Annotated in this window: 24 protein-coding genes and 1 tRNA gene; 11 read left to right on the top strand and 14 right to left on the bottom strand. The window is 61.0% G+C overall.

What is annotated here, in order from left to right:
* Window positions 1–6: 6 nt before the first annotated feature.
* The 6 genes from MEFOE_RS10330 to mutS form a co-directional block, all read right to left on the bottom strand.
* Window positions 7–564: a hypothetical protein gene (locus MEFOE_RS10330; protein WP_153015946.1), complete on the bottom strand. Its 558-nt coding sequence runs from the start codon at window positions 562–564 to the stop codon at window positions 7–9.
* A gap of 463 nt (window positions 565–1,027) precedes the next feature.
* Window positions 1,028–1,378, bottom strand: coding sequence for a hypothetical protein (locus MEFOE_RS10325; RefSeq protein WP_153015945.1), 351 nt, complete (start codon window positions 1,376–1,378; stop codon window positions 1,028–1,030).
* Window positions 1,379–1,389: 11 nt separating this feature from the next.
* Window positions 1,390–1,749: a hypothetical protein gene (locus tag MEFOE_RS10320; RefSeq protein WP_153015944.1), complete on the bottom strand. Its 360-nt coding sequence runs from the start codon at window positions 1,747–1,749 to the stop codon at window positions 1,390–1,392.
* 4 nt (window positions 1,750–1,753) lie between these two features.
* Window positions 1,754–2,053: an ArsR/SmtB family transcription factor gene (locus MEFOE_RS10315; protein ID WP_067051796.1), complete on the bottom strand. Its 300-nt coding sequence runs from the start codon at window positions 2,051–2,053 to the stop codon at window positions 1,754–1,756.
* Window positions 2,054–2,173: 120 nt separating this feature from the next.
* Window positions 2,174–3,919 carry a DNA mismatch repair endonuclease MutL gene (mutL, locus tag MEFOE_RS10310; protein WP_067051795.1) on the bottom strand — a complete coding sequence of 582 codons (1,746 nt, stop codon included), beginning with the start codon at window positions 3,917–3,919 and terminating at the stop codon, window positions 2,174–2,176.
* Entirely contained in the window at window positions 3,916–6,525 is a 2,610-nt protein-coding gene (mutS, locus tag MEFOE_RS10305; RefSeq protein ID WP_067051794.1) for a DNA mismatch repair protein MutS, read from the bottom strand. The genes mutL and mutS overlap by 4 nt, the downstream gene beginning before the upstream one ends.
* Window positions 6,526–7,332: 807 nt before the next feature.
* Between mutS and MEFOE_RS10300 the strand changes: the two genes are divergently transcribed.
* Window positions 7,333–8,175, top strand: a complete 843-nt coding sequence (locus MEFOE_RS10300) for a class I SAM-dependent methyltransferase (RefSeq protein WP_083523504.1) — start codon at window positions 7,333–7,335, stop codon at window positions 8,173–8,175.
* A gap of 48 nt (window positions 8,176–8,223) precedes the next feature.
* Here MEFOE_RS10300 and MEFOE_RS10295 read toward each other — a convergent pair whose 3' ends face one another.
* Complete coding sequence (locus MEFOE_RS10295) at window positions 8,224–8,520, bottom strand: HEAT repeat domain-containing protein (RefSeq protein ID WP_067051791.1); 297 nt, start codon at window positions 8,518–8,520, stop codon at window positions 8,224–8,226.
* Window positions 8,521–8,589: 69 nt separating this feature from the next.
* On the opposite strand from MEFOE_RS10295, the gene MEFOE_RS10290 reads away from it, so the two are divergent.
* The gene (locus MEFOE_RS10290) at window positions 8,590–9,060 is read left to right on the top strand and encodes a peptidylprolyl isomerase (RefSeq protein ID WP_067053213.1); all 471 of its coding nucleotides are present in this window, start codon (window positions 8,590–8,592) and stop codon (window positions 9,058–9,060) included.
* A 19-nt stretch (window positions 9,061–9,079) separates the two neighbouring features.
* Here the strand turns inward: MEFOE_RS10290 and MEFOE_RS10285 are convergent, their stop codons facing one another.
* Window positions 9,080–9,574, bottom strand: a complete 495-nt coding sequence (locus MEFOE_RS10285) for an SET domain-containing protein (RefSeq protein ID WP_083523427.1) — start codon at window positions 9,572–9,574, stop codon at window positions 9,080–9,082.
* 93 nt (window positions 9,575–9,667) lie between these two features.
* On the opposite strand from MEFOE_RS10285, the gene MEFOE_RS10280 reads away from it, so the two are divergent.
* The 3 genes from MEFOE_RS10280 to MEFOE_RS10265 all read left to right on the top strand — a co-directional run bounded on the left by MEFOE_RS10280 (window position 9,668) and on the right by MEFOE_RS10265 (window position 13,166).
* Complete coding sequence (locus MEFOE_RS10280) at window positions 9,668–10,036, top strand: hypothetical protein (RefSeq protein ID WP_067051790.1); 369 nt, start codon at window positions 9,668–9,670, stop codon at window positions 10,034–10,036.
* A gap of 804 nt (window positions 10,037–10,840) precedes the next feature.
* Window positions 10,841–11,572: an SAM-dependent methyltransferase gene (locus MEFOE_RS10270; RefSeq protein WP_067051785.1), complete on the top strand. Its 732-nt coding sequence runs from the start codon at window positions 10,841–10,843 to the stop codon at window positions 11,570–11,572.
* A gap of 46 nt (window positions 11,573–11,618) precedes the next feature.
* Complete coding sequence (locus MEFOE_RS10265) at window positions 11,619–13,166, top strand: MBL fold metallo-hydrolase (protein WP_067051783.1); 1,548 nt, start codon at window positions 11,619–11,621, stop codon at window positions 13,164–13,166.
* Here the strand turns inward: MEFOE_RS10265 and MEFOE_RS10260 are convergent.
* The 5 genes from MEFOE_RS10260 to MEFOE_RS10240 form a co-directional block, all read right to left on the bottom strand.
* On the bottom strand, window positions 13,156–13,461 hold the full coding sequence (locus MEFOE_RS10260; RefSeq protein ID WP_067053207.1) for a ferritin family protein: 306 nt from the start codon (window positions 13,459–13,461) through the stop codon (window positions 13,156–13,158). The two genes, MEFOE_RS10265 and MEFOE_RS10260, sit on opposite strands and share 11 nt — an antisense overlap.
* Before the next feature lie 422 nt (window positions 13,462–13,883).
* Window positions 13,884–14,534 (bottom strand): phosphate signaling complex protein PhoU, encoded by a 651-nt coding sequence (gene phoU / locus MEFOE_RS10255; protein ID WP_067051781.1) that lies wholly within the window; start codon window positions 14,532–14,534, stop codon window positions 13,884–13,886.
* A gap of 8 nt (window positions 14,535–14,542) precedes the next feature.
* Window positions 14,543–15,304 carry a phosphate ABC transporter ATP-binding protein PstB gene (gene pstB / locus MEFOE_RS10250; RefSeq protein WP_067051779.1) on the bottom strand — a complete coding sequence of 254 codons (762 nt, stop codon included), beginning with the start codon at window positions 15,302–15,304 and terminating at the stop codon, window positions 14,543–14,545.
* A 1-nt stretch (window position 15,305) separates the two neighbouring features.
* Window positions 15,306–17,237, bottom strand: coding sequence for a phosphate ABC transporter permease subunit PstC (gene pstC / locus MEFOE_RS10245; protein WP_083523426.1), 1,932 nt, complete (start codon window positions 17,235–17,237; stop codon window positions 15,306–15,308).
* 56 nt (window positions 17,238–17,293) lie between these two features.
* Window positions 17,294–18,142, bottom strand: coding sequence for a phosphate ABC transporter substrate-binding protein (locus MEFOE_RS10240; RefSeq protein WP_235809609.1), 849 nt, complete (start codon window positions 18,140–18,142; stop codon window positions 17,294–17,296).
* Window positions 18,143–18,286: 144 nt separating this feature from the next.
* Here MEFOE_RS10240 and MEFOE_RS10235 point away from each other — a divergent pair, with 144 nt between their 5' ends.
* Window positions 18,287–19,306 (top strand): phosphate uptake regulator PhoU, encoded by a 1,020-nt coding sequence (locus MEFOE_RS10235; protein WP_067051777.1) that lies wholly within the window; start codon window positions 18,287–18,289, stop codon window positions 19,304–19,306.
* 26 nt (window positions 19,307–19,332) lie between these two features.
* Window positions 19,333–19,728, top strand: a complete 396-nt coding sequence (locus MEFOE_RS10230) for a thioredoxin family protein (RefSeq protein WP_153015943.1) — start codon at window positions 19,333–19,335, stop codon at window positions 19,726–19,728.
* A gap of 248 nt (window positions 19,729–19,976) precedes the next feature.
* On the opposite strand, the gene MEFOE_RS10225 is transcribed toward MEFOE_RS10230, so the two are convergent.
* On the bottom strand, window positions 19,977–20,969 hold the full coding sequence (locus tag MEFOE_RS10225; RefSeq protein ID WP_067051772.1) for a glycosyltransferase family 2 protein: 993 nt from the start codon (window positions 20,967–20,969) through the stop codon (window positions 19,977–19,979).
* A 729-nt stretch (window positions 20,970–21,698) separates the two neighbouring features.
* On the opposite strand from MEFOE_RS10225, the gene MEFOE_RS10220 reads away from it, so the two are divergent.
* The 4 genes from MEFOE_RS10220 (at window position 21,699) to MEFOE_RS10205 (ending at window position 25,040) form a co-directional block, all read left to right on the top strand.
* Complete coding sequence (locus MEFOE_RS10220; RefSeq protein ID WP_153015942.1) at window positions 21,699–22,469, top strand: YkgJ family cysteine cluster protein; 771 nt, start codon at window positions 21,699–21,701, stop codon at window positions 22,467–22,469.
* A gap of 72 nt (window positions 22,470–22,541) precedes the next feature.
* Window positions 22,542–22,613: transfer RNA gene (locus tag MEFOE_RS10215), tRNA-Thr, on the top strand.
* Window positions 22,614–22,889: 276 nt separating this feature from the next.
* Window positions 22,890–23,246 carry a DUF1894 domain-containing protein gene (locus MEFOE_RS10210; protein ID WP_083523425.1) on the top strand — a complete coding sequence of 119 codons (357 nt, stop codon included), beginning with the start codon at window positions 22,890–22,892 and terminating at the stop codon, window positions 23,244–23,246.
* Window positions 23,247–23,447: 201 nt separating this feature from the next.
* Complete coding sequence (locus MEFOE_RS10205; RefSeq protein WP_067051765.1) at window positions 23,448–25,040, top strand: DEAD/DEAH box helicase; 1,593 nt, start codon at window positions 23,448–23,450, stop codon at window positions 25,038–25,040.
* The last annotated feature ends 76 nt before the right edge of the window (window positions 25,041–25,116 follow it).

Here is a 25,116-nt window from a genome sequence, read left to right as displayed (position 1 = left end):
AGACCCTCATTCCCTCTCTCCGAGGTGGAAACCCCTCCCGACCTCCCATCCCGCACCCTCCATCCAGACGACGACGGCCGTCGCCGCCGGCACGGTCAGGTCCTCCGGTGAGACCAGACGCATCTCCACGCGTCTCGTCTCCCCGGCCTCAAGGGTGAAGGAGTCCGGGACATAGGAGACCTGCACTCCTTCAGGCAGGCCGTCGGTCCGGGTGGTCCTGATCCCGGTGCCGGTGTCGGCCTCGGAGGAGACGACGATCGGGAGGGTCGCCGATGCATTCGGTCGGAGGACGAGTGTCGGCGCTCCCGGTCGATCGGCCCCGACCGCTTCGAAACCCGAGGCGTTCTCCGTGTCGAACTCGAAGAGGAAAGGAGACGGCCCTCCCTCTCCAGCGGGTGCGTTGATGATCGGTTTGTCCAGGATGTCGGGCTGGAACGTGGGGGGCGTCAGGACAGGCGTCGGCGCTCCCGGCCCTTCCCCTGCCGTGCACCCCGTCGTGAGAATGGCACATCCCAGCAGGACGAAAGAGAGCAAAAGAGTGAGAAATCTTTTTTCTGTAACCATACATGCACCATTCCTCATTTTGTTTCCTCTTCTCCTCCGGGCCGTGTCCCCGGCCCCGGCGGGACACCTGTTCTGATGTCCACGACCCAGGATATATTCATACAATTATATGGCTGCTCTGTGCAAATCATTTACACATCGGAAAAATTTAACCCTCTGTATCGATGTAATAATCCTGCAAAACTTTGCGACCGATCAGTCCCGCCCGATAGATCTGTCTATGAGTCACTCACGAGTGTAGTGATCCGGATGTCCTGCTGAAGGCAAATGTTCGAGAAAATCCTGACTTTTAGCGATGGGATCGCTCGCCTGGCCGTCATGCACGCTCTAGGAAGATGAGTTTCCAGAAAATATTCTCTATGAATTTTTTGTAACGTTCTGTGATGCCGTACGATCTCCAATGTTTTTCGGATCAAGGAAAAGTGAGAGGTTCCTGTCAATGACTCTCAGAGATCGTGCATCATCACCCGGAGACCTTCACCAGCATCGCCTCGATGCGGTCCACCTTTTTCTCCATTTCCCCGACCTGTTCGGTCATTGCTCGTATCTTCTCTGCCTCTCTCTCCTTTCCCCGGACACGCTGTGCCAGGAGGGTGTCGAGATAGTGCTCGCTCCACGCCTTCGCCTTGCGTATGAAATGGCAGACGGCAAGGTACCCATATGCGAGGACGAAGACGGAGAACAACACCGGCCAGATCGAACGTGCGAAGACGGGGTTTGCCAGAGATACGAGGATGCTCAGGACCAACCACACCGTGATCGCGACCGCCGTCCAGAGGGTCCAGTCCCTGTCAAGATTTTTTTCAGGGTCCATGGACATTCCTCCTACTCGCCCACCTTCGTCAGGACATCCTCGATCCGGTCGATCTTCTCTTCCATCTTCTCGATCTTTTCGTTCAATACGGCCAGTTGTGCACCGGCGTCCTCTTCCCTGCTCTTCTGCTCCACGAGAGCGTCGAGGTACTTTTCCAGCCAGGTCTTCAGGCCCCTTCCAATGATGCAGGCCACGGTCCAGATGAAGGCGAGCAGGAAGACATACCACAATATCCCTGCCATGGAACCGACGACAATACCGAGGTCGATACGATAGGCAATGCCGATGGTGAGCATGACGAGCAACGCTATCAGGAGTCCGATCACCGTCCAGGTCATCCAGTGAAATTCGCGTACCTTAAAATAATCCATACCTTTACTCCTCCATTTTTTGAATCTCATCCAGGCTTACAACCAGTTCGAAGGGAACTGCCCGGTAATATCTCCTCATCAGGGGGGGTTCGTCCGTCACTCTGCTGGTTCCGGTGACGAGGCCCTTCTTCTCCAGCTGTTTGAGGTAGATGTTGACAAGTGTACGTGAGATTGAGAGTTCTTCCGAGATCTCGCGCGCATATTTCTCCTCTTTTGCAATCGATTTCAGAATCCTGAGCCTTTGTTCATTTCCGAGAAATGAAAGCAATTTCGAGAGCTCGGGGATGCTACTGGTTGTAATCATTTACAGGTGCAAATATATTTTTGCACCATATAGCGTTTTCGAAACGTCCCGCGGGTGTGGATGAAACAAAAAAATCGCGCTCGAACTGTTGGGAGGAGATCCCTGTCTCCCCCTATCCAATCACGTCCTCCTGAACATCGCCGCCAGTTCGTCGGGGGAGAAGGAGAGGACCGTCGGCCGACCATGGGGGCAGGTGTACGGGCTCTTCGTGTGGGCGAGCTGGTCGACGAGGCGGCGCATCTGCTCGTGGGTGAGGGGGTCGCCGGCCTTGATCGCACCGCGGCAGGCGACTCTCCGGGTGATCGCCTCCCGCCTCCCCACCGGGTCGCGGGGGGCCTCGCGTATCAGGGCCGAGACCAGGTCGCGGACCACCGCCGGGTCTTCCATCCGGCCGAGGACGATGGGGATCGCGCTCACCGCGTAGGTGTCCGGCCCGAACTCGCCGAGGGCGAACCCCTCCTCTTCGAGGGCCGGCAGGGCGTCCTTCACCAGTTCTGCCTCCTGCGCCGTGAAGGTGATGAGCACAGGGACGATCAGTTCCTGTGTCTTCTGCCCGTCCTGCTGCTTCTCCGTCGCCTGCTCGTACAGGATACGCTCGTGGGCGGCGTGCTGGTCGATGACGACGAGGGAGCGGTTCTCGGCCCTGCCGACAATGTAGGTGGCGTCGACCTGGCCGAGGACCTCGATCTCGGGGAGGAGGTTTCTTTCGGCCCCGGCGAGGGGGAGGGAGGTCTGCCTCAGGCGCCTGTCGGAGCGTGCGTAGAGTGCCGGCGCTTCCGCGATCCCGGTCGTCCGTGGGGGGACAGGGGCGGGAAGCTTCCATGCCGGCGCCGGGCGTGCCGCAGGGGCGGAGAGGAGGTCCCTCCCGTCCAGCGCGGCCCGCACAGCACTGACGATAGCGTCGCAGATCTCCCTCTCCCGGCTGAGGCGGACCAGTTTCTTCGTCGGGTGGACGTTCACGTCCACCTGGGCCGGGTCGACGGTCAGGGTGACGAAGGCGACAGGGTAGCGGTCGGCAGGGAGGAGGGTGCCGTAGCCCTCCTTGAGCGCCCGCACGATCGCGGGCGACGAGATCGGGCGGGCATTGATCGAGAGGAAGACCTGGTACAGGTCGGCACGGGAGTGCGCCGGGCGTGAGATGTAGCCCCCGACCTTCACCGGGGAGGCCTCGAATGCGAGGGGGATGAGGTCTGTGTGGAGGTCTGTCCCGAAGAGGGAGGCCGCCGTCTCCCGCAGGTCGGTCGTCCTGTGGGTGGCGACCCGCTCCCTCCCGTTGTGGACGAGGCGGAAGGAGACCTCAGGGTGGGCGAGTGCGGTCCTCTCGACGACCCCGTGGATATGCGCGAGTTCGGTGTGGAGGGACTTGAGGAACTTCCGGCGGGCCGGCGTGTTGAAGAAGAGGTCGCGGACCTCCAGAGTCGTCCCCTCGGGTGCGCCGACCTCCGCGACCTCGGGCGCACCGCCGCCCCTGATCCTGACCTTCGTCCCGGCGATGACCTCGCCCCCCTTCGGCCGGGTGACCAGGGTGACGTCGGCGACCGAGGCGATGCTCGCCAGCGCCTCGCCCCTGAAGCCCATGGTGGCGACGCGGTCGAGGTCGTCGATCCGTGCGATCTTGCTCGTGGCGTGCTCCCTGAAGGCGAGGGCCGCGTCGGCGCGGTCCATCCCGACGCCGTTGTCCTGCACCCTGATCACGGTGACATGGGTGCGGTCTGTCGTCACCTCTACCCTGATGAGGTCGGCGCCGGCGTCGATGGCGTTCTCCACGAGTTCCTTGACGACCGACGCCGGCCTCTCGACGACCTCGCCGGCGGCGATCTGGTTGACCGTCCTCTCGTCGAGGACGTGGATGACAGGTCCGGTCATGGCGACCCCTCCTTCCCGGCGAGAGCCTTCAGTTCATAGAGTGCGTCGAGGGCCTCCCGGGGCGTCAGGGCGTCGGGGTCGATCTTCTTCAGGGCCTCCACCGCAGGGTCGGGATCCGCCCGCGCCTCAGAGGACGGGAAGAGGAGCATCTGGGTGAACTTCCTCTGTCTCGGCCCGCCCGACGCGACCTCCTCCTCGGTCGCCTTCAGGATCTTCTCGGCCCTCTGCGTCACCGCCCGCGGCACGCCGGCAAGCCGCGCCACATGGATGCCGTAACTCCTGTCTGTGGCGCCCGGGATGATCGTCCGCAGGAAGACGATCTCCCCGGCCGTCTCCTTCACCGCAAAGTGGTAGTTCTTCACCCTCTTCAGGTCGGCCTCCACGTCGATGAGCTGGTGGAAGTGGGTGGCGAAGAGGGTCCGCGGCCCGGTCTTTCCCGTGCCGTGGAGGAACTCGATGACGGCCCTTGCGATGGAGTAGCCGTCGATGGTGCTCGTCCCCCGCCCGATCTCGTCCAGCACGACGAGGCTCCTTTCGGTGACATTGTTCAGGATGTTCGCGAGTTCCTGCATCTCGACCATGAAGGTGCTCCGCCCGCTCGACAGGTCGTCGGAGGCCCCGACGCGGGTGAAGACCCTGTCGACGATGCCGAGGGAGGCGTGGGCGGCCGGGACGAAACTCCCGATCTGGGCCATCACCTGGATGAGGGCGACGGCACGCATGTACGTCGATTTGCCGGCCATGTTCGCGCCGGTGATGATGAGGACCTGGTCGCCGCCGCCGTCGAGGAGGGTGTCGTTCGGGACAAATGAGCCCGGCACCATCTCCTCGACGACAGGGTGGCGCCCGGCCCGGACCGCGGTCCTGACAGAGTCGTCGAGAACCGGCCGCGTGTAGTCGTTCCTCTGTGCGACCGCGGCGAGGGCCGCATAGACGTCGAGGACGCCGATCGCCCGGGCGGTCTCCTGAAATCCGGGGACGGAGGCGGCGAGGGTGGCGACGAGGTCCGCGAAGAGTTCAGCCTCCAGGGAGAGGAGGCGCTCCTCGGCATTGGTGATGAGCATCTCCTTCTCCCGCAGGTCCGGGGTGGTGAACCTCTCGCCATTTGCGGTCGTCTGCTTCCGGTCATAGTCGTCGGGCACGAGGGCCAGGTTCGGCTTCGTCACCTCGATATAGTAGCCGAAGACCCGGTTGTAGCGCACCTTCAGGGACTTGATCCCTGTCCTCTCCCTCTCCTTCTGCTGGTACTCCGCGATCCAGTCCTTCCCCGACCCGGAGAGACCCTTCAGTTCGTCGAGTTCGGGGCTGTAGCCCTCCCTGATCACGCCGCCGCCCTTGAGGTTCGCCGGCGGGTCGTCGACGACCGCGCGGGAGACGAGGTCCCTGACCGCGGGGAAGTCGGAGATCTGGTCGACCGCCTCCCTGACCCGCGCCGGCAGGTCGCCCTGCAGGGCCTCCCTTATCTCGGGCACGGTCTCGAAGGACGCCCTGAGGGTGACGAGGTCGCGGGGCGTGGCATTGCCGTAGGCGATCCTGCCCGCGATCCTCTCGATGTCGGCACAGCCGCGGAGGAGGTCCTGGAAGGTCTCCCGTGCCGGGGTGTTCCCGACGAAATACTCGACGGCGTCGAGGCGTGCGTCGATCCCGGCCCTGTCGAGGAGGGGGTTGACCAGGTACGCCCGGATCGTCCTGCTCCCCATCGAGGTCCGCGTCCTGTCCAGGACATGGAGGAGCGTCCCCTCCTTCCCCTCGCCCCGGATCGTCTCGGTGATCTCCAGGTTCCTGAGGGTGATCGCATCCAGGGACATCCTCTCGGCGGTGGACCGCACCGAGAGGCCGGTGATATGGGAGAGGTCGGAGAACTGCGTCTCGGTGGCGTACCTGAGGGCGGCGCCGGCGGCCCGCACCGCGGCCTCCATCCCCTCGCACCCGAAACCTTCGAGAGAGACGGTGCCGAAGCGGTCGAGGAGCACCTGCCGCGCCCGCACACCCGAGAACGCCCCCTCCTCGTAGGGGGTGACCAGGACGCCCTGCGCGGAGAAACGCTCGCCGAGGCCGCAGGGGAGGGGGCCGGGGACGATGCACTCCTGCGGCCTGTACCTCTCCACCTCGGAGACGACCTCGCCACCGTCCCCGCACTCCTCGACGAAGAACTCGCCTGTGGAGATGTCCAGGAAGGCGATGCCGAAATCCGCACCGTCCGGGCAGAGGGACATCAGGTACCGCGCCCCCGGCGAGGCGATCATGGAGGCGTCGATGACTGTGCCGGGGGTGATCACCCGGACGACACCCCTCTTCACGATCCCCTTCGCCTTCTTCGGGTCTTCGAGTTGCTCGCAGACGGCAACCCTGTAGCCCTTCGCAACGAGGCGGGAGACGTAGGTGTCTGCCGCATGATAGGGCACGCCGGCGAGGGGCATCTTCTCCCCCTCTCTGTCCTTGCCCCGCGAGGTGAGCACGATGTCGAGTTCGCGGGAGACGATCTCGGCGTCATGACCGAATGTCTCGTAAAAGTCCCCCATGCGGAAAAAAATGACACAGTCAGGATGTTCCTCCTTCATCGCATAGAACTGCCGCATGGCAGGGGTCATCTTCTCCTCGGTCATTCCGTATGAGATCGGCCGTGTATCTATTAAGGTGTTTTTTTGAGGGAAAGATAGCGGCCGGGATCGGATTCTTGAAGAACATATCCCAGAACTCTCGTTCATTCCCCCCATCTCTGCATGCAGGGATCGGGAGAGAATATCCTGATCTGGTCGATATCTTCCTGAATTCCCTGAAGAATCGTGCGAAACCACCGCCTTCCCCCAGATCTCTACCGGGGGACTGACGCCCCCTGACCCCCGAAACAGGATAGGGTCGGGGAAGAGAGATCCTGATGAAGGAGATTGCCATCCACTCCCTATCGCAATGATGGGGGGCGATCGGGGGGTGAAACCCCCCGGACAAGACGCCAGAACAGAATTCAGAACAGAATTTTTCAGAACCGAATGTGAGTCCTTTCATCGGCGTGCATGAAGGTTCGGATCAGTTTTGGGATGACCTCGAAAAAAGAGCAGGTTGTGCCGGATGAAACGCCGGAGAGGCGCGTGCGGAACTGGTGCCGGTATCGGCCGCAGGGGCAGGGTACAGACTTCCTTTCCGGAAATATCGGGATGGATATCCAAAAGTAGATAATGACCATATACCAAAAATCGGCTGTGTAGAATCACTGATGAAACGAATATTCAGGCGGTTCTTTGAAAACCACCCCTGATGATTTTCATGGTTTGCACGCTCCCCGATCGATGTGTCTCTCTCGTTCTTCCCTCCAGAGATATTTGGGCGGACGAACGCCGAAGATCAGAGATTCACGGAAGATCGAAGAGGATATGCCGAAGGGAAGCACCCTATCAAAAACATGGAGAATGTCGATGGCATACAACATAGACTGGAACGCCGTCTGGAAGGAATTGTACAATGAGAATGCGGCGTGCCAGGGGAGCAGGGAGTGCGCCTCCACATGGACTTCGCGCGAGAAAGCTCGAGCATTTCTCGCTCAACTGCGGGAGAAACCCGAGCGGACCCGCCACATCATCGACAGCTTTCCGATCGAGGCCGGATCGACGGTGCTGGACATCGGCGCCGGACCCGGCACGCTCGCCGTTCCCCTTGCGTGCCGCGTCGCCCATGTGACCGCCGTCGAACCCTCGGCGGGAATGGCCGATGTGATGGCCGGATACGCTGCAGAAGAGGGTGTGTCGAACCTTGAGATCGTGCGGAAACGCTGGGAGGAGATCGATCCCTCTGTCGATCTCAGGGGGAGGTACGACATTGTCGTCGCCTCGTACTCGCTCGGGATGCCGGATATCCGGGCCGCGATCGAGGCGATGTGCGAAGCGTCCTCGCGATGGGTCTACCTCTTCTGGTTTGCCGGGCCGACGGCCTGGGAGCAGGTGATGGTCGACCTCTGGCCGGCGCTGCACGGAAAGGAGTTCTGCTTTGGCCCCAAGGCCGATGTCCTCTTCAATGTCCTCTATTCAATGGGGATCTACCCGAACGTCGAGACGATACGGAGGGAGCATGCCCGCAAGTTTCCGGATTTCGAAGCAGCAGTTGCCGAGTTCGGGGATCAGTGCCAGATAACGTCTCCGGATCAGGAGGAGATCCTCAGGGAGTACCTCTCCGCGACCCTCTCGAAAAACGGGGACGGCTTCCTGCAGGCGGGGATGATGACGCGGGTGAAATTCTGGTGGGAAGTGGACGGGTGCCGGTGAGCAACATTCGCGGCCGGGGGACTGTCACCCTGATCCTGGATGTTCGGCTCACCCCCCGCCGAAGACCTTCCTCTTCAATATCTCATACGCCTCCTCCGCGATCTCCCTGACGTCCTCGTCGCCGTCCCGCATCGCCGCAAGGAGGGGCCTCTGCCCCCGCATGTCCCCGAGTTGCCCGAGGGCCCATGCCGCCTTCTTCCGCACCCGCGGGTCGGGGTCGCCGAGCCTCCCGAGGGCGTCCGCCGCTCCCCAGCGGTATTCCGGCCTCTCGTGGGCGAGGTTTTTCAGGAACGCGGCGACCATTTCCTCGTGCTCCGCGGCCCGCCTCTCCTCCTTCCCTGCCATGATCCCCCATGGTGTCCAACCGGGAGAACTCTTATGGTTGTCCGCGCCACCAGAGAGGGAGGAAAGATCATGGTTGACCATCCAGACGGAGCGAAGGTCGTCCTCCACACGACGGCGGGCGACATCACCATCCAACTCTACGGCGACATGCCGGTCACCGCCGGCAACTTTGAAAAACTGGTGAAGGAAGGGTTCTACGACGGCGTCATCTTCCACCGCGTCATCCCCAACTTCATGATCCAGGGCGGCGACCCGACAGGCACCGGCATGGGCGGGCCGGGCTACACGATCCCCGACGAGTTCACGCCCTCGAACAAAAACGCCCGCGGCACCATCTCGATGGCGAATGCCGGCCCGAACACCGGGGGAAGCCAGTTCTTCATCAACCTGGTGGACAACAACTACCTCGACCGCATGCACCCGGTCTTCGGCAAGGTTATTGAGGGAATGGAGGTCGTCGACGCCATCGGCAATGGGAGGACCGACCGGCAGGACCGGCCCACCCCTGAGGTCAGGATCACGAAGGCAGAGGTCCTCTAAAACCCTGCCCCGTCTCTTTCTATTCTTCTCCCACGACGTCGAACCAGACCGGGTCCCGGCAGTCCACCGGACCGGTATAATTGATGGTGATCTCCTCGCCCGCCCTGATGCGCCGGCAGGCCGCGACCGTGATCGTGCCGCCCTCGAAGTCCCGGCGGTGGTCGGCGTTCGGGTGGTATGAGTGGTTGTACAGCGAGCCGTAGCCGAGGGCGATCGCGCAGGCCCTCTCATCCTCTCCCCACCCGAAGTAGTAGTTGAAGAAGTTCGTCCGCTCGATGAGGCCCTCGTCCCCCGCGCCTGCCGAGACGATCACCGGGCAGACCTCGATCACCTCGCCGGGGAGGAAGTCCCTGGCGGCGAAGACGCCGCGGCCCCGCCCTGCCGTCTCTCCGACGACGATATCGGGGGGGTGGATCTGTCCTTCGATATCCGCGCCTTCGGCGCTATCATGCAGTCTCACCGACGACACTATAGAAGAGGTGGATGCGCCCTCTTCTGCCTCTGCATCTGCCATATCTGATCAGGTGGCATGGCAAGGGAGATGAAGGTTCTTCCCCTGTCCTCATACTCAGGTTTATTATCCGCAATTCTGAATTTATACAGACATATGGACGTCAATTTCAAGCGTTACGGGCTCTACCTCATCAGGTGGCAACTCTCGACCCCACTCCTTGCCGGCGTGCTGATCCTCCTCTCCACGATGGACCCCATCACCGCCACCATCATCGCCAACTTCATCGGCGGCCTCATCTTCTTCTGGGTGGACCGCTTCATCTTCACCTCGAAGGCCCTTGCCGCCCAGTGGGAGGTGAAGGAGAATATCAGGTGCGTGGACTGCGGAAAGGTCTGCCGCGGATACCGCCTTGTCATGACCTCCAACTACGACAGGACCGACGACAGCGCCCCCGAGTTCAGGTGCGAGGCCTGCTCCGAGAAGAAGACGAAGGAACTGAGAGAGCGCGGGATCGACCTTTAAGTTCAGGACCTGGAGAAACCCTCGCGTAGAGTGATCGCTTCCTGGAGAGGGCATTGTAGAATTCCCGCTCTGGAATGCCGATATCAACCTCAGTGTGAGGGTTCTCACGAGCCCGGATCCGGACGATTTCCAGCCCTTATCCCTCCCTCTCCCCGGCACACGGGAGGGCCGGGAAGGGGAGGACATTACCTGCAATCATACCGGCGGCCTGGGGGCGTTGAGTCCTGCCGGATTTCATCCTGTTTTGCCCAGGGCCCCCGGTATGGCCGGATCTCGGGATCTTCCCGATATGGTTCCGAATGGGTGGTGTGGTCCCCGGATCCGGGGCATATCCGGGCGTATTTGACCCGGGCCGTGTCCCGGATGGCCCTCCACATTCTGACATGCAGGCACCACGTTCATACCGGCACAGGGCGATGCCCCCTCTTCCTTATTTTTGCCCTCCTCCTGATCCTCCCGATCCCCTCCGGCGCGCCCCGCGCAAAACCCTCTGGAATGCCCATGGAATACGGTTCGCATGGAGGATCTTCCGTTGCGCCAGACAACCTTTATCCCTCGCATGACAGATCTGAGAATATCTGATCAGGATAGGAGGTGAGTCCTCAATGACCTATGAGACCCAGAAGCGCTCCTCGTCCAGGGGTAAGAAGGACGCGGATGCCAAAACAGAAACTGCGCCGGTGAAGAAGAGCACCAAGTCCAACCGGCTCTGAACAGTACGGGCAGGCACACCTGCCCATCTCACATACCCCCTTTCACGCACCCTGCGATGGCCCTATATTCCGGGACCATCCACGTTTCAGGGTGGAATATTTTGATCTCATCTCGATCTCGACGAGCGGCCTGGCCATCATGAACCCCACGACACCGGAAAAGGTGGTCCGTGCCGGTGAGGTGGCCGGCCTCTCTGCCGATGACCGGGTTGTGGAATTCGGTTGCGGGTACGGGACGATCCTCGCCCTCTGGGGGAAGAGGTTCGGGATCGCCGGACGCGGCCTCGACATCAGGGAAGACGCCTGCCGGCGGGCCGCGGCCCTCCTCGCAAAGGAGGGCCTCTCCCCGCGGATCGGGATCGACCGTGCCGACGTCCTGGACGAGACGCCCGACCGCCAGTACGACTGTGCGGCCTGCATCGGTTCCTCCCACATCTGGGGCGGTTTTGCCGGTGCAATCGAGGCGATGAGCGCATGGCTCGAGCCCGACGGCAGGATCGTCATCGGCGAGCGGTACTGGGTGCGGGACAACGTCCCGCCCGAGTTTGCCCGGGAGTGGCGCGACGTCCTCACTGAGTACGAGATCTTTCAGGCGGCACGGGACGCGGGCTTCGATGTCGCGTCCATCTTCCGGGCGTCGCCAGACGACTGGGACGCCTACGAGTCGGGAAACTGGCAGGGACTCCTTGCCTGGCTGCGCGACAACCCCGACGACACGGACGCCGACGAAGTGCGCGAGTACCTCTACCGTATCCAGGACGAGTACGCCGCCTACGGGCGGGAGTACATGGGTTTTGCCGTCTATGTCCTCGTCCCGTCCTGAGGACCACCGACATTTATTGCCGCGCTTCTCCCATTGATATTCAGATATGGAGGCCCAGAAAGAGAAGATCTCCTTCGTCGCCCGCATGCTCGACCGCCCCGGCGCCCTTCACCGGGCGGCCGGGATCATCATGCGGCACGGCGGGAACATCAACCGCATCCAGTACAGCAGGTGTATCGACCCGTCCACCGTTTTTCTTGAGGTAACGGCATATCCCGGGGCGCATGTCGCCATCAGGAACGAACTCGCCGCCATCGGCTATCTCCAGACCCATCTACCGGGCTTGAGTTTCCTGCGAATCCACGTCACCCTTCCCCATGTCCCCGGCGCACTCTCCGCGTTCCTTGACCTGACGACGACCGTCGGCGCCAATATCGCGCACGTCGACTTCGACGACACGGGGAGTCATCCCGACCGCCTGACCCTCGCCCTCAGCCTGGAGGAGAGCGGGAAGGTCGACGCCCTCCTCAACAGCCTGAAGTCGCACTACCCGATCGAGATCCTGGAATACGACCAGACCGGCGACACCCTCGACGAGACCGTCTTCTACATCTGGTTCGCCCAGCGTCTGCGGCGGCTGACCGGTCAGGCCGGGGACGACTTCCTCCTCCGCCTCCTCGGCGACATGAACCACATCGCCCAGGACCTCGCCGCCCGCGGCGCCGACCCGCGTCAGGTCTTCGCGAGCGTTCTCCAGACCGGCGAGAGCCTGAACCGGACCTGCGGCGAGGGCTTCTACGCCGACGTCCAGCGGGTCAGGGTGACCCAGGATATGGAACTCTTCTGCTTCCAGCTCCCCGGCGGGGGCAGCATCTACGTCTTCGAGACCCCCGACGAGACCATGATGGTCGACACCGGGTACGGCATCTACTACCCCGACGTCCTCGCGATGTTCAGGCACTATGGCATCGGCGACGGCACGAAACTGACGCGGGTGGTGATCACCCATGCCGACGCCGACCACTGCGGTGCGGGCGGCTTCTACGACGCCCCGGCGTACATGCACCCCGGCACCCTGGCCGAGATCGAGACCTCCGATCGCGCCTATGGCTCTCCTGCCGAGGGTTCGGTCCTGGAGACCGTCTATACGACGATGATCAACCTCTTCTCGCGGTTCAGCCCGCCGAAGAACTTCACCCTCTTCGGCGGCCCGACAGGCGAGGTACGGGGGATCTTCCCGGTCCTCGATCGGTTCACCTTCGGCGGCCGGACCTTCGAGGTGCTGGAAAGCCTTGGCGGCCACGTCCACGGTCTGGTCTACCTTTTCTGTCCCGAGGAGGGCATCCTCCTCACGAGCGACACGGTGATCAACTTCGGCAGTCTCACCGAGGCGAGGAAGGTCTACAACTCCCTCGCCGACTTCCTTGTCACCTCGGTGAACGTGGACTCGGGCCGGGCCAGGGAGGAGAGGCACGCCCTCCTCGACCTTGCGGCCGCGGTGGACCGCGACCTCACCGCGCAGGGAAAGCGCTGTATCATCTGCGGCGGCCACGGTGCGGTCTCCGTCCTGGCGAACGGCAAACTGCAGGTCTTCGGGGAGGTCGAACACTACACCCCGACAGGAAAAAAGGGAGACGAGACGGTCATTTCCTGATCTTCTCGATCATCTCCTCGACCTCTTTTGTCCCTTTTGCGTAATACCCCTCCTCCTCGGGCGAGAGTTCCTTCAGGAGACGGAGAAACTCTCCCGCATGGACGATCTCCTCCTCGGCGATGTCGAGGAGGACCGCCTGTGCGAGTGTGTTGTCCGTGGACTCTGCAAGCTGCTGGTAGAGTTGCGTCGCCTCGTACTCTGCCGCGACCATGAAGCGGACCGCGCGGACGAGTTCTGCATCGGTCATCTTCCGGCCGTATGCGGTGCCTGAAAACGGGTTACCAAATTCCGGCATATCATTTCCTCCGAATACCTCCTCTGCCGGGGGTAAGATAAAGGCATCGCATCGGTTCAGGGAGGGCGTCATGATCGGGATTGATGTATCCTCCTGATTTCAGGAGAAAATGCGCCGATCCTTCGCCTTCCTCTCAATCTGAGCCGGGGGACTTTTGCCCCCGGACCCCCGAAGTTAGGATAGGACAGGAGAAGAGCGATGTGAACACTCTGAGAGAATATTCCTATATCCCTGTCTATCCAGAGTGTGGACGATCGTAGAGAGTCGAGAAGACAAAGTCTTCGAGATAGTCCCCTGGAACTATCTGGATTGGAATTCAAATGATCTAATCCTGCATTTTGAAGAGAAAACTGCCATCCACCCCCTATCCTAATTGCAGGGGGTCTGGGGGGCGGCAGCCCCCCGGCAGATCCCCCCCCCTCTCACCGGATCTCAATCCTCTCCCCCGTGACCATGTAATGGACCTTCTCGGCCATCGTGCAGCAGTGGTCGCCGCACCTTTCGAGATACCGTGCCACCATCACATAGTCCATGCACCGCTCGATGTTCTTCGGGTTCTCCATCATGTAGGTAACCCCCTCCCTGAAGACCGAGTACCTGAGGTCGTCCACGCAGTCGTCCCTCTCGGAGAAGGTGGCGATGGGTGCGATGTCCCTCTGTTCATAGGCGCGGAGGGTATCGTCGACCATCGAAAAGACCATCTCCGCCATGTACGGGAGGTTGAGCATCCGCCCGAGGTGGCCGGATGCGGCGAACTCGGGGACGAGCATGGCGATGTCCTTGCCGTACCGCCCGATGCGAAAGAGGGCATCGTTCATCTTGAGAGTGCAGGCGATCACCCGGAGATCTTTCGCCATCGGTTGATACAGGGCGATGAGAGTGAGCAGGCGCTCGTCGAAATGGTCGGAGAGTTCTGCAAGGTGTGTTTTTCGCTGGAGAACCGACTCTGCAAGGTCCGTGTCCCCGTCCTTCAGCGCCCTGAAGGCGTCCTTCAGCATGTCCGCTGCAAACTCTCCGTATTCGATGAACTCCCCTCTCAGGGCCTTCAGTTCGTCATGAAACTTCTCGCTCATCCTTTCACCTATCCGAAACGGCCGGTCACATAGTTCTCTGTCAGTCTGTTCTTCGGGGCCTCGAAGATCTGGGTCGTCTCGCCGAACTCCACGAGTTCGCCGAGGTACATAAATCCGGTGAAGTCGCTTGCTCGCGCCGCCTGCTGCATGCTGTGCGTGACGATGATCACGGTGTAGCGCGTCTTTAAATCCTCGATCAGGGCCTCAATCTTTGCCGTGGCGATCGGGTCGAGGGCCGAGCAGGGTTCGTCCATCAGGATCACCTCGGGCTCGACCGCAAGGGTGCGGGCGATGCAGAGGCGCTGTTGCTGCCCCCCGGAGAGGCCGAGGGCCGAGGAGTGGAGGCGGTCCTTCACCTCCTCCCAGAGGGCGGCGTCGCGCAGACTCTTCTCCACGATCGCGTCGAGGGCCTTCGTGTCCCTGATGCCGTGGACCCTCGGGCCATATGCGACATTTTCGTAGATCGACTTCGGGAAGGGGTTCGGTTTCTGGAAGACCATCCCGATCCTCTTCCTGATCGCGACGACGTCGGCCGTAGGGACGGAGATATCCTCGCCTGCGAAGAGGATCTCCCCCTCGGTCCTGACATTCTCGACCAGGTCGTTCATCCGGTTGAAACAGCGGAGGAGGGAAGACTTCCCGCACCCCGACGGGCCGATGAGGGCTGTCACCCTGTTCGGTGCGATATCGATCGTGATCTCTTTCAGGGCATGACTCTCCCCGTAGTAGAGGTTGAGATGTCTGGCCGAGAGGATTGCAGTCTCTGTCATGTTACCATCTGACATTCTTCTGGTAGTGATTTCTCAGGGCGATAGCGGCGGCATAGATCCCGACGACGAGGATGAGGAGGACGAGGGCGGTGCCATACTGGTTCGTCTCCGCGCCCGGGACATTTGTCGTGAGGATGAAGAGGTGGTACGGGAGGGCCATCACCGGTTCGAAGACCGATGTCGGCAGGAAGCGTTTCGAGAAGACGGCGGCCGTGAAGAGGATCGGCGCCGTCTCGCCGGCGGCCCGCCCGATCGAGAGGATCGTGCCGGTGAGGATGCCGGGGAGGGCCGGCGGCAGGATGACCTGCCTGATGGTCTGCCAGCGTGTGGCGCCGAGTGCGAGGCTTCCTTCCCGTATCGCCATCGGGACGGTCTTCAGGGCCTCCTCTGTCGTCCTGATGACCGTCGGCAGGATCATGAGCCCGAGGGTGATCATGCCCGCGAGGAGGGAGACACCGAGGTTGAGGAAGAGGACGAGGAATGCGAAGCCGAAGAGGCCGAAGACGATCGAAGGCATGCCGTTCAGGAGGTCGACCCCGCTCCTGATGGTCGCGGTGACGCGGCCGCCGCGGGTGTACTCGGTGAGATAGATCGCCGCCCCGATCCCGATCGGGAGAGCAAAGAGGATCGCGCCGCCGACGAGATAGAGTGTCCCGACGATCGCCGGGAAGATCCCTCCTGCACGTCCGAGGTCGCGGGGCGCCTGGGTAAGGAACTCCCAGGAGAGGGCCGGGAGGCCGTTGACGACGATAAAGAGGAGGATGACCCCGAGGATGAAGAGGACGACCCCGATCGCCGCCCAGAGGGTGGCGAAGGCGAACCTCTCCGCGGTCGCGGGGGCGATCCGGTCGCGGGCAAGGTATGTCGCCCCTGCAACGAGGAGGACGGCAAGGGCCGGGACCGGCGGGATGACGGCGAAGATGACGGCCGCGGCCGCAAGCACTGCAATGATGGAGAGGACCCTCTTCACCTGCCGCCTGTCCGCTCCCGGGAACGCGGCGCCCTGCCCGGCCCTGATCCGGGCCATGACCCAGAGCGCGGCGAGGTTCACGAGAAGGGTGATGAGGAGGAGGACCACCGCCACCCCGAAGAGGGCGTGGTAGTGGGGGGACCCGACCGCCACCTCGCCCATCTCGATACCGAGGGTGCCGGTGAGGGTGCGGACAGGGGAGAGGACGTTGGTGATGGGCTCCGGGATGATGGCGGCGTTTCCCGTCACCATCATGACGGCCATCGTCTCCCCGATGGCGCGGCCCATCCCCAGGATCACCGCCGCCGTGATCCCGGAGAGGGCAGAGGGGACAAGGACGCGGCTGATCGTCTGCCAGCGCGTGGCGCCGAGTGCGAGGCTCCCCTCCCGGTAGGCGCGGGGCACCGTGCTCAGAGCGTCTTCGGAGACCGAGACGATCGTCGGGAGGGCCATGATGCTGAGGAGGATGGACCCGGCCAGCCAGCTCTCCCCTGAGGGCACGTCGAAGGAGATGCGGAGCCAGTCGGTGAGGACCACCAGGCCGAAGAAACCGTACACGACCGAGGGGATGCCGGCGAGGAGTTCGATGGCCGGTTTCACGATGGCCTTCACGCGGGGCGGGGCGAGTTCGGCGATACAGACCGCGCTCCCGATGCCGAGGGGCACGGCGATGGCCACCGCCCCCAGGGTGACGAGGAGAGTCCCGACGATGAGGGGCCAGGCGCCGTACGACGGGGTCGCGCCGGTGGGGTTCCAGGTCTCCCCGAAGACGAAGTCGACGATGCCGACGGTCTCGAAGATGGGGAGGGCGTCACGGAGGAGAAAGAGGAGGATGAAAAAGACGGTGAGCGTGGCGAAGGAAGCCGCGGTCAGCCAGATGAAGCCTATGGCTCTCTCCTTCGCCCGGGCAAGCCTGTTCCCGGAGGAGAGGGCTTTGCGTGCTGCCTGAAGATGACTGTTCATGCTGGTGCTTCACCTCATGGGAGAGGGAGAGGAAGGCCTCTCCCCTCTCCCTGCGATCAGGCGACCGGGACAAAGCCCTCTTCTTCGACGATCGTCTGCCCCTCAGGGCTCAAGATGAAGTCGAGGTACTCCTTTGCAAGCCCGGTGGCCTCGCCCTTTGTGAACATGTTGAGGGAACGGGCGATCGGGTAGTCCCCGCTGACGACGGCGGCGACGGTCGGTTCGACAGTCGTGCCGTTCACGTCGACACTCAACGCCTTCACGGTGTCGTCGATGTACCCGAGGCCGACATAGCCGATGGCGCCCGGCGTCTGGGCGATGGTCTGCTTCACAGCGCCGTTCGAGTTCTTCTCAAGCTGGGTGGGGACGAAGTCCTCCTTGTTCATGACGGCCTCCTGGAAGAACTCACGGGTGCCCGAGGCGCTGTCCCTGCCGACGACGACGACCGCCATGTCAGGGCCGCCGATCTCTTTCCAGTTCGTGATGGCGCCCTGGTAGATCGCCTTCGCCTGTGCGGTGGTGATCGTCTCCACGGTGTTCGAGGGGTGGACGATCACGGCGATCCCGTCTCTCGCAACGACGTGCTGGACCAGATCCGGGTACTTCTGCTTCTCCGAGTCCTTCAGGTCTCGGGAGGCCATACCGATATCCGCGGTGCCCTCGCCGACTGCCTGGACGCCGACACTGGAACCGCCGCCGCTCACCTGGATATCAGCCTGCTGGTGCGTGTCCATGTACGCCTCGGCCGCCTTCTGGGCGATAGGGAGGACAGTCGTGGAGCCGGTGACCGAGATGGTCTCAGGAGTCGTGTCGCCTCCGTCGCCCGTGCAGCCGGCGAAGAGGGTCGCAATCAGAAGAAGTGCCAGGAGAGGCACGGCAAGGAGAGAAATCTTGCTGTTCTTCACGGTTTTTCACCATGAGTAAGAAGCCGGCCATATAATATAACTGGTTTCGAATGAGTCTATGGCGTGCGATATACTCCGTAGAGAGTATGGTGCACTCTATAGATCTGGGCAAGAAATATATTCTCATCCGAAAAACCCTGATACATGGAGATCAGAAAGGTGCAGGTCACCGGGGGGTCGTCCTATATCGTATCCCTCCCGAAAGACTGGGTTATTTCTTCAAATATCAAGAAAAACGATCCTCTTGGCCTCATCGTCCAGCAGGACGGCACCCTACTCGTCACCCCCACGATCAATGCCGGAGTCGCTCAGAAGACGAAGGAGTTCCCGGTGAACGCCACCACCGACCAGGCCTTCCTGTACCGCTGTCTTGTCGGGGCGTACATCGCCGGGTACACCACGATCACCCTCAGGGCGCAGGGGAGGATGCCGCCGTCTATCAGGATCCGGGTGAGGGAGTTCACCCAGATGGCCATCGGGCAGGAGGTCGTGGAGGAGACCGAGACCTCGATCACCATCAAGGACCTGCTCAACCCGGTCGAGATGCCCTTCGAGAAGACGATCACGCGGATGGCGGTGATCGCAAAGGGCATGCACCAGGACGGCATCGAGGCCCTCCGGTCCGGCAACCAGAAACTGGCCGAGGACGTCATCGTCCGGGACAATGACGTGGACCGTCTCCAGTGGCTCATCGCCCGCCAGTGCCACCTGGTGCTCAGCGACCCCGCGGTCTCCCGCAGGATGGACGTCACCCCGGCGGCGGCGATGAGTTATTTTCTTACTTCCCGGATCATCGAGAGGATCGGGGACCACGGCACCAGGATTGCAAAAAACGCGATCGTCCTCCTGGGAGAGGGTGTCGACGGCGATATGAAGGCGATGATCGGGGAGGCGAGCGCGACGTCGCAGACGATCTTCGACCGTGCGGTCTCATCTCTCTTCCACGAAGATCTGGAGGGGGCCAATGCAGCCATTCAACAGGTCGCCGATCTCGAAAAAAAAGCGCGTGCGATCAACAAGGCGGCGCTGAAGTACGCCCCTGCCTCGGCGACGGCGCTCGTTTCGCTTTCCGACAGCATCAGGAGGATCGGGGAATACTCCACCGATATCTGTGAAAACACCATTAACATCCTCATCGACAGGGAGGGCGGGGGCAAGCATTAACCGTGATGACGGTGTCTCCTCTCCCTATGACCGAGGGTACCGGTCCGGTGGAGGTGACCGACACCACATGGGAGGCGACGGTCGAGAAAGGGAAGGGGCCTGCCGTGGTGATGTTCTACAGCCCCACGTGCCCCTTCTGCAAGCAGATCGAACCCTTCTTCCGGCAGTTCGCAGGGGAGTACGGGGGACAGATCCTCTTTGCACGCCTGAATGTGATGGGCAATGCCTGGACGGCCGAGCGCTATGCCGTGCGCCACACTCCCTCGTTCCTCTTCTTCTGCGGTGGAAAGGTAGTCCAGCAGATCGTCGGTGCGGCGTTCCCGGCACTGCTAAAGAAGAACATCGATGATTTCCTGAGGCATGGTGAGGGGTGTGCACGGAGCAGCACGGAGATCGACTATGATATCAGCGGGTATGCATGAACGACGTTCGCGCCGGAGAAGGGTTTTCTCTTTCCCCGATCTCTGGAAATGCATCCGGCATTCGGGAGGTCGAACAAAAGTAAGACACCAATCAGAAATATACATAACCGAACAAAAGAATAAGATTTATATATTGCAATCTACAAGTGTAGGTAGGAGCGAACAGGGGTCTCAGCGACACGTCCCCCCCGTATATATGTGTCTTTTTTCTGGGATGCCTGTCCCTCCACTTTTTTGACGACGTTACCTCAGACCATCCTCCTGACCGTCATGGCAACATACCTGAGGGTGATCCCTGCCATCAAAAAGAGGACGCCGAGCAGCGTGAATGTGCCTCCCAGCAGCGATGTCCAGAAGGGCAGGACTGCTGTGGCCGCATAGGCCGAGAGGGCGGTGACACCGAAGGCTATCCCCCCCACCAGGGCTGCGATGCCGATGATGCCGAAGGTCAGGAAAGGGTTGCTGTACTCCATCGTCCCGACGATGCTCCGTAAGACACCGAAACCATGGGTGATCGGATTTTTCTTGTGCTTGTTGGGTACGTCGTACGTCACCGAGATGGGCACCTCTTTGATGACGATCCCCTGTGCCGAGAGGCTGGTGATCATGTCCGATTCGACATTATAGTCCTTCGACTCCATGGTGAAGCGTTTGATCGCGGACCGGCTGAGCACCCTGAAGCCTGACTGGGAGTCGGTCGTCGTATGCCGGGCGTTGAAGTTCGTCATGGTCGTGAGGACCATCTGGCCGAGCTGACGGTATTTCGGTATCTTGTTCTTGCTGCTGAGGAAACGTGACCCTATGACAAGGTCGGCGGTTCCTTCTTCCACCGGCTCCACCAGCGCCGGGATCTCGCGCGGGTCGTGCTGGCCGTCGCCGTCAAGGAGGACGATGAAGTCGAATGCACCGTCCTGCGCGTATTTCAATGCCGTCCTGACCGCACTTCCTTTGCCGCTGTTCACGGCATGGGTAATGACCTTTGCTCCCGCTTCAAGGGCGATGACCCTGGTGTCGTCTGTCGATCCGTCGTCGATGACCAGGACTTCATCGACATATTTCCGCGTCTGCAGGACAACGGAACCGATGGTAACGGCCTCGTTGTAGCAGGGAATGGCTGCAAGTGACTTCCTTGTTCTGGGCGTTTGTGCGGGGCGGTATATGACCGTCTCGAAAGATCTGGCCCCGCTGATACGGTTTTTTTCCAGATCCGGCCGTACGATCTCGGCCAGAGGCGAACTCATATGAGTTGTTATTGGATCGTATTCCGGGCGTACGTACGCGTCATTTGGTAAAATTGTCAATGTCCCTCGGTCCCCCCCGGGATCGCACCGATGTGCTCTCTCGTGAAGGACTCTAATAGGAGATTCGATATTTATATCTTTCCTCCTCTGACTTGGGGGCTTCTCGTCCCGGTGTTCTCCGATTTCTGGATTCATCCGGAAAAGCGGGGATATTTCCGGAGTTCTGTCATGAAATGTGAGTTCAGGGATGAAAACGGCCTTATTTTCCTGTCCCGGCTTCTTGTGACGGCACGAGTGCTCTCTCGGGAGAGGGGACGGGTCGGAGGGCGACCGCGGCAACATGCCGATCCAGGCTGCTCTGAAAACATCTGCCCGCCCTTTCTTTCTTGCCCGGCTATGTGACGGTATCGCCGGCGAGGATACTCCCGTACTGCGAGCAGTCGGTGACCTTTTCGAGAGGTCTCTGATCGGCAAAGGGAGGGGAGCCCTACCTTGCCGACGAGAAAGTCTCTTTTCCCGATCCCGTGGGTCGCATCGAGAAACCGCCTCATCTGCCCCCACATATTCCCAACGCGCGTGGGCGTCCCGAAGATCGCGGCGCTGGCTGCGCCGAGGTCTCCCGGCAAGAATATCGGGATATGTACCTGAGCCCAGGTACGTGCGACTCACCTCTGCCGACGTGATCCCCGGCCGTAAAGAGCATCTCCCATGGCCTGCAATCTCATAGGGATGGATCTTCACCAGAAAACTCTCGCCCCGACAGACCGGTTTGGCCGGATGATCGCCGACATCGAGGCTGAGACCGATGCGCTCCTCGGCTACCCTGATGCAGACCTCGTCCGCATCATCAGGGAGGTCGGGTTCTCCTGCACCTGCTGTGGCAGGTGCTGCACGCGGGAGCTTAACGACCATGTGTTTCTCCTCGATGGCGATACCGAGCAGGTGAGGACGATCGATCCTTCTGTCCTGATGCCCGCGCCGTACTTCGAGTTCTGTGATCAGAACGGGATTTTTTATGTCTCCGGCTATGCGTTGCGGACACGGGACGACGGGACATGCGTCTTTCTCTCTGAGGAGAGACGGTGCACCATCTATGACCGCCGGATGGCCATCTGCAGGGTATACCCCTACATGCTCCACCGCGAGGAGGGGGAGGACGGCACCGTGGACTGGCGGCAGATTAGCGGACTCAACCAGCACGGTGAGTACTATGCCTCGATCGGAGAGGATGAGGCGCGCAAGATCGCCTGTGAAGTAAGGGCCTATGAAGAGGCGTACCTCGATCAGGAAGTGGCGTTTCTCAGGTGCCTTCGGGACTACTTCGCCGCTAACGACCTGCGGCATATCCAGAAGGTCTATGACCGGCAGATGGCCTTATTCAGGAAGGGGGCGCCGGTGCCGGTGCGTGTCTACTGTCGGGGGGCATTCGAGGAGACGACGGCCTCCTGTGGGGATTATGGCGTGGCATCCCACAGGGCCGGGAAGGTCAGGCGTGCCTGATCAGGGGGGCAGGGGAGGGTCGTGGCATCGCCATCTTTTTTATCAGGCATGATCAACGTATAGTGCATCCGCGCCCCAGTGGCTTAGTGGCATAGCGGCTGACTTGTAATCAGCAGGTCGCGAGTTCAACTCTCGCCTGGGGCTCTCTTTCTTTTGTTCGAATCCCTCGTTTCATCTGTTATTTTATCATTTCTGGCGGTCTGTGCAGATTGCGCGGCCATGGCCGATGTGCTCCTATCATCTGGTCAGGCCAGACCTGCAGGGTCTGATGGTATGCGGACCCGTTGTCGCATCCGGTCGTTCTGAGGCCCTTGAAACCGGAGAAGGGCATCAAGCGATCTGGCGAGCCGAGCGCGGGCATCCTTCTTCATCATCGTGCATCGATGTATCCCGCCGTTCCTGCCTGCGGGAGAACCTTAAATGAGGGAGAAATACAGTAGTACCCTCATACGGAGTGAGACCACAATGGCAGATCTGGGCAAGCCGCACTGCGTCAACCGCCTTCCGGCACGGATCCTCATCAAGGACATCTCCATGGACGAGGCAAACGAGTACATCCGGCGGCATGCAAAGGAGAACTATGAGATGCCGCCCGACTATGCCATCCGGGACGTCATCATCCTTGGCAAATCCCCCCTGATCGTCGGAGTGAAGGAGAAGAAACGGAAAGTCCTCTTCCCTTTCACGAAGCCCTGTTTCGGCACCGCCGTCATGGAGATGGACGCCACACCCGATGACATCGAAAAAATACGTACAGATCTCGGGAACGCGGGATAACTGTCCCGCACCCCCGGTCCCCGCGCAGCCTGTCTATGGCGGTCGCACCCGATCTCTCCAAATAAACGTACCTCCTCAATTATTTTCTGGATCTGTCTCTTTTATGCCCTGTAAATCCCTGCTCATATCGTCCGGGCCGTGTCTGATTTTTCCCCTCCACAATACAATATATAATGAGGGACGAACACCCATGACAATAGAATGGAAGATACCATCAGCTTTTCAACATTTCATCTATCCTCGAATATTCTCAAGGCAATAGAAGATATGGGCTTTGAAGAGCCCACTCCGATCCAGGTCCTTGCCATACCCAAGATCCTGGTCGGAGGAGACGTGACCGGCCAGGCCCAGACCGGCACAGGAAAGACAGCGGCATTCGGCATCCCGGCCATCGAGAAGATCGACCCTGCAAGCAGGGAGACACAGGTGCTCGTCCTTTCGCCGACCCGGGAGCTTGCCATCCAGACAGCCGAAGAATTTTCGCGCCTTGCAAAATATCACGGGAGTATCACCGTGATACCTGTCTATGGCGGCCAGCCCATCGAGAGGCAGTTCCGGGCACTGAAGTCCGGGGTACAGATCGTCGTCGGCACGCCCGGGCGCGTGCTCGACCACCTTGACCGCGGCACGCTCAAACTCGGTGGCGTGAAGATGGTCATCCTCGACGAGGCCGACCAGATGCTCGACATGGGCTTCAGGGAGGACATCGAGACAATCCTTGGCGAGACTCCGCAGAACCGCCAGACGGTCCTCTTCTCCGCGACCCTCCCGAAACCGATCCTGGAGATCTCGAAGCGTTTCCAGAAGAATCCCCAGTTCATCAGTGTCCCCCACCGCGAACTGACCGTCCCGCAGATCGAGCAGTTGTACCTTGAGGTGCGCAGCAGGGAAAAACTCGAGATCCTCTGCAGGCTCCTTGACATCTACGACCCTGAACTCACCCTTGTCTTCTGCAACACGAAAAAGAGCGTCGACGAACTGAACAGCCAGCTTCAGGCGAGGGGCTACTTTGCCGAAGGCCTTCACGGCGACCTGAAACAGGTCCAGCGTGACCGCGTGATGGCAAAGTTCAGGAGCGGCACTATCGACGTGCTCATCGCCACCGACGTCGCTGCACGGGGGATCGATGTCGAGGACGTCGACATGGTCATCAACTTCGACGTTCCCCAGGACGTGGAATACTATGTGCACCGCATCGGCAGGACCGCACGGGCCGGACGGGCCGGACGGGCCATAACCTTTGTCGGCCCGAAGGAGATCTACAAACTCAGGACGATCCAGAAATATGCCAAGATCACGATCGCCCGCATACCCCTCCCGACAGAGAGCGACGTCGAGGAGACACGGATGAGAAATATCGTCGAGAAAATCAAGCAGACCGTCGACAACGGCGAGATGGAGAAGTACATCGGAATGGTCGAGCGGATCATGGTGGACGACTACACCTCCATGGACATCGCCGCGGCCCTCCTGAAACTCAGACTTGACACCGGTGCCGAACCCGAGAAAGCTCCCGACCTCACCCCGGCAAACACCGGTGCCGAACCCGGCATGGTCCGCCTCTATCTGAACCTGGGGAGAGATCAGGAGATCCGGCCGAAGGATATTGTCGGTGCACTCGCCGGCGAAACCGGCATACCCGGCCGGTCGATCGGAGCGATCAGTATCTACGGCACATACTCCTTTGTCGAGGTGCCCGAGGACGCAGCAGCTGCAGTCATCGAAGGGATGAAGGGCAAGACCATCCGGGGATGCCCCGTCGAACTGAAACCCGCGGAAAGGAAATCCTGGTAATCGGATCCCTTTTTTAGGCTCTGTTGAAAACCTTTTCTGGTGTGCCTGCGCCGGGGGACTATGCCCCCGGCGAACG

The sequence above is a fragment of the Methanofollis ethanolicus genome, assembly GCF_001571385.1.
GTDB lineage: Archaea > Halobacteriota > Methanomicrobia > Methanomicrobiales > Methanofollaceae > Methanofollis > Methanofollis ethanolicus.
This window is presented reverse-complemented; position numbering and strand designations above follow the sequence as displayed.

Bases quoted from the DNA above. Each gene is read 5' to 3' on its own strand.
- MEFOE_RS10300 (WP_083523504.1), top strand. From the start codon at position 7,333: ATGGCATACAACATAGACTGGAACGCCGTCTGGAAGGAATTGTACAAT.
- MEFOE_RS10235 (WP_067051777.1), top strand. From the start codon at position 18,287: ATGGAGATCAGAAAGGTGCAGGTCACCGGGGGGTCGTCCTATATCGTA.
- MEFOE_RS10260 (WP_067053207.1), bottom strand. From the start codon at position 13,461: ATGCCGGAATTTGGTAACCCGTTTTCAGGCACCGCATACGGCCGGAAG.
- MEFOE_RS10220 (WP_153015942.1), top strand. From the start codon at position 21,699: ATGGATCTTCACCAGAAAACTCTCGCCCCGACAGACCGGTTTGGCCGG.
- MEFOE_RS10265 (WP_067051783.1), top strand. From the start codon at position 11,619: ATGGAGGCCCAGAAAGAGAAGATCTCCTTCGTCGCCCGCATGCTCGAC.
- MEFOE_RS10205 (WP_067051765.1), top strand. From the start codon at position 23,448: ATGGAAGATACCATCAGCTTTTCAACATTTCATCTATCCTCGAATATT.
- MEFOE_RS10225 (WP_067051772.1), bottom strand. From the start codon at position 20,969: ATGAGTTCGCCTCTGGCCGAGATCGTACGGCCGGATCTGGAAAAAAAC.
- MEFOE_RS10285 (WP_083523427.1), bottom strand. From the start codon at position 9,574: ATGGCAGATGCAGAGGCAGAAGAGGGCGCATCCACCTCTTCTATAGTG.
- phoU (WP_067051781.1), bottom strand. From the start codon at position 14,534: ATGAGCGAGAAGTTTCATGACGAACTGAAGGCCCTGAGAGGGGAGTTC.
- MEFOE_RS10315 (WP_067051796.1), bottom strand. From the start codon at position 2,053: ATGATTACAACCAGTAGCATCCCCGAGCTCTCGAAATTGCTTTCATTT.
- MEFOE_RS10325 (WP_153015945.1), bottom strand. From the start codon at position 1,378: ATGGACCCTGAAAAAAATCTTGACAGGGACTGGACCCTCTGGACGGCG.
- MEFOE_RS10290 (WP_067053213.1), top strand. From the start codon at position 8,590: ATGGTTGACCATCCAGACGGAGCGAAGGTCGTCCTCCACACGACGGCG.
- pstC (WP_083523426.1), bottom strand. From the start codon at position 17,237: ATGAACAGTCATCTTCAGGCAGCACGCAAAGCCCTCTCCTCCGGGAAC.
- MEFOE_RS10230 (WP_153015943.1), top strand. From the start codon at position 19,333: ATGACCGAGGGTACCGGTCCGGTGGAGGTGACCGACACCACATGGGAG.
- MEFOE_RS10295 (WP_067051791.1), bottom strand. From the start codon at position 8,520: ATGGCAGGGAAGGAGGAGAGGCGGGCCGCGGAGCACGAGGAAATGGTC.
- pstB (WP_067051779.1), bottom strand. From the start codon at position 15,304: ATGACAGAGACTGCAATCCTCTCGGCCAGACATCTCAACCTCTACTAC.
- MEFOE_RS10330 (WP_153015946.1), bottom strand. From the start codon at position 564: ATGGTTACAGAAAAAAGATTTCTCACTCTTTTGCTCTCTTTCGTCCTG.
- MEFOE_RS10210 (WP_083523425.1), top strand. From the start codon at position 22,890: ATGAGGGAGAAATACAGTAGTACCCTCATACGGAGTGAGACCACAATG.
- mutL (WP_067051795.1), bottom strand. From the start codon at position 3,919: ATGACCGGACCTGTCATCCACGTCCTCGACGAGAGGACGGTCAACCAG.
- MEFOE_RS10320 (WP_153015944.1), bottom strand. From the start codon at position 1,749: ATGGATTATTTTAAGGTACGCGAATTTCACTGGATGACCTGGACGGTG.
- MEFOE_RS10280 (WP_067051790.1), top strand. From the start codon at position 9,668: ATGGACGTCAATTTCAAGCGTTACGGGCTCTACCTCATCAGGTGGCAA.
- mutS (WP_067051794.1), bottom strand. From the start codon at position 6,525: ATGACCGAGGAGAAGATGACCCCTGCCATGCGGCAGTTCTATGCGATG.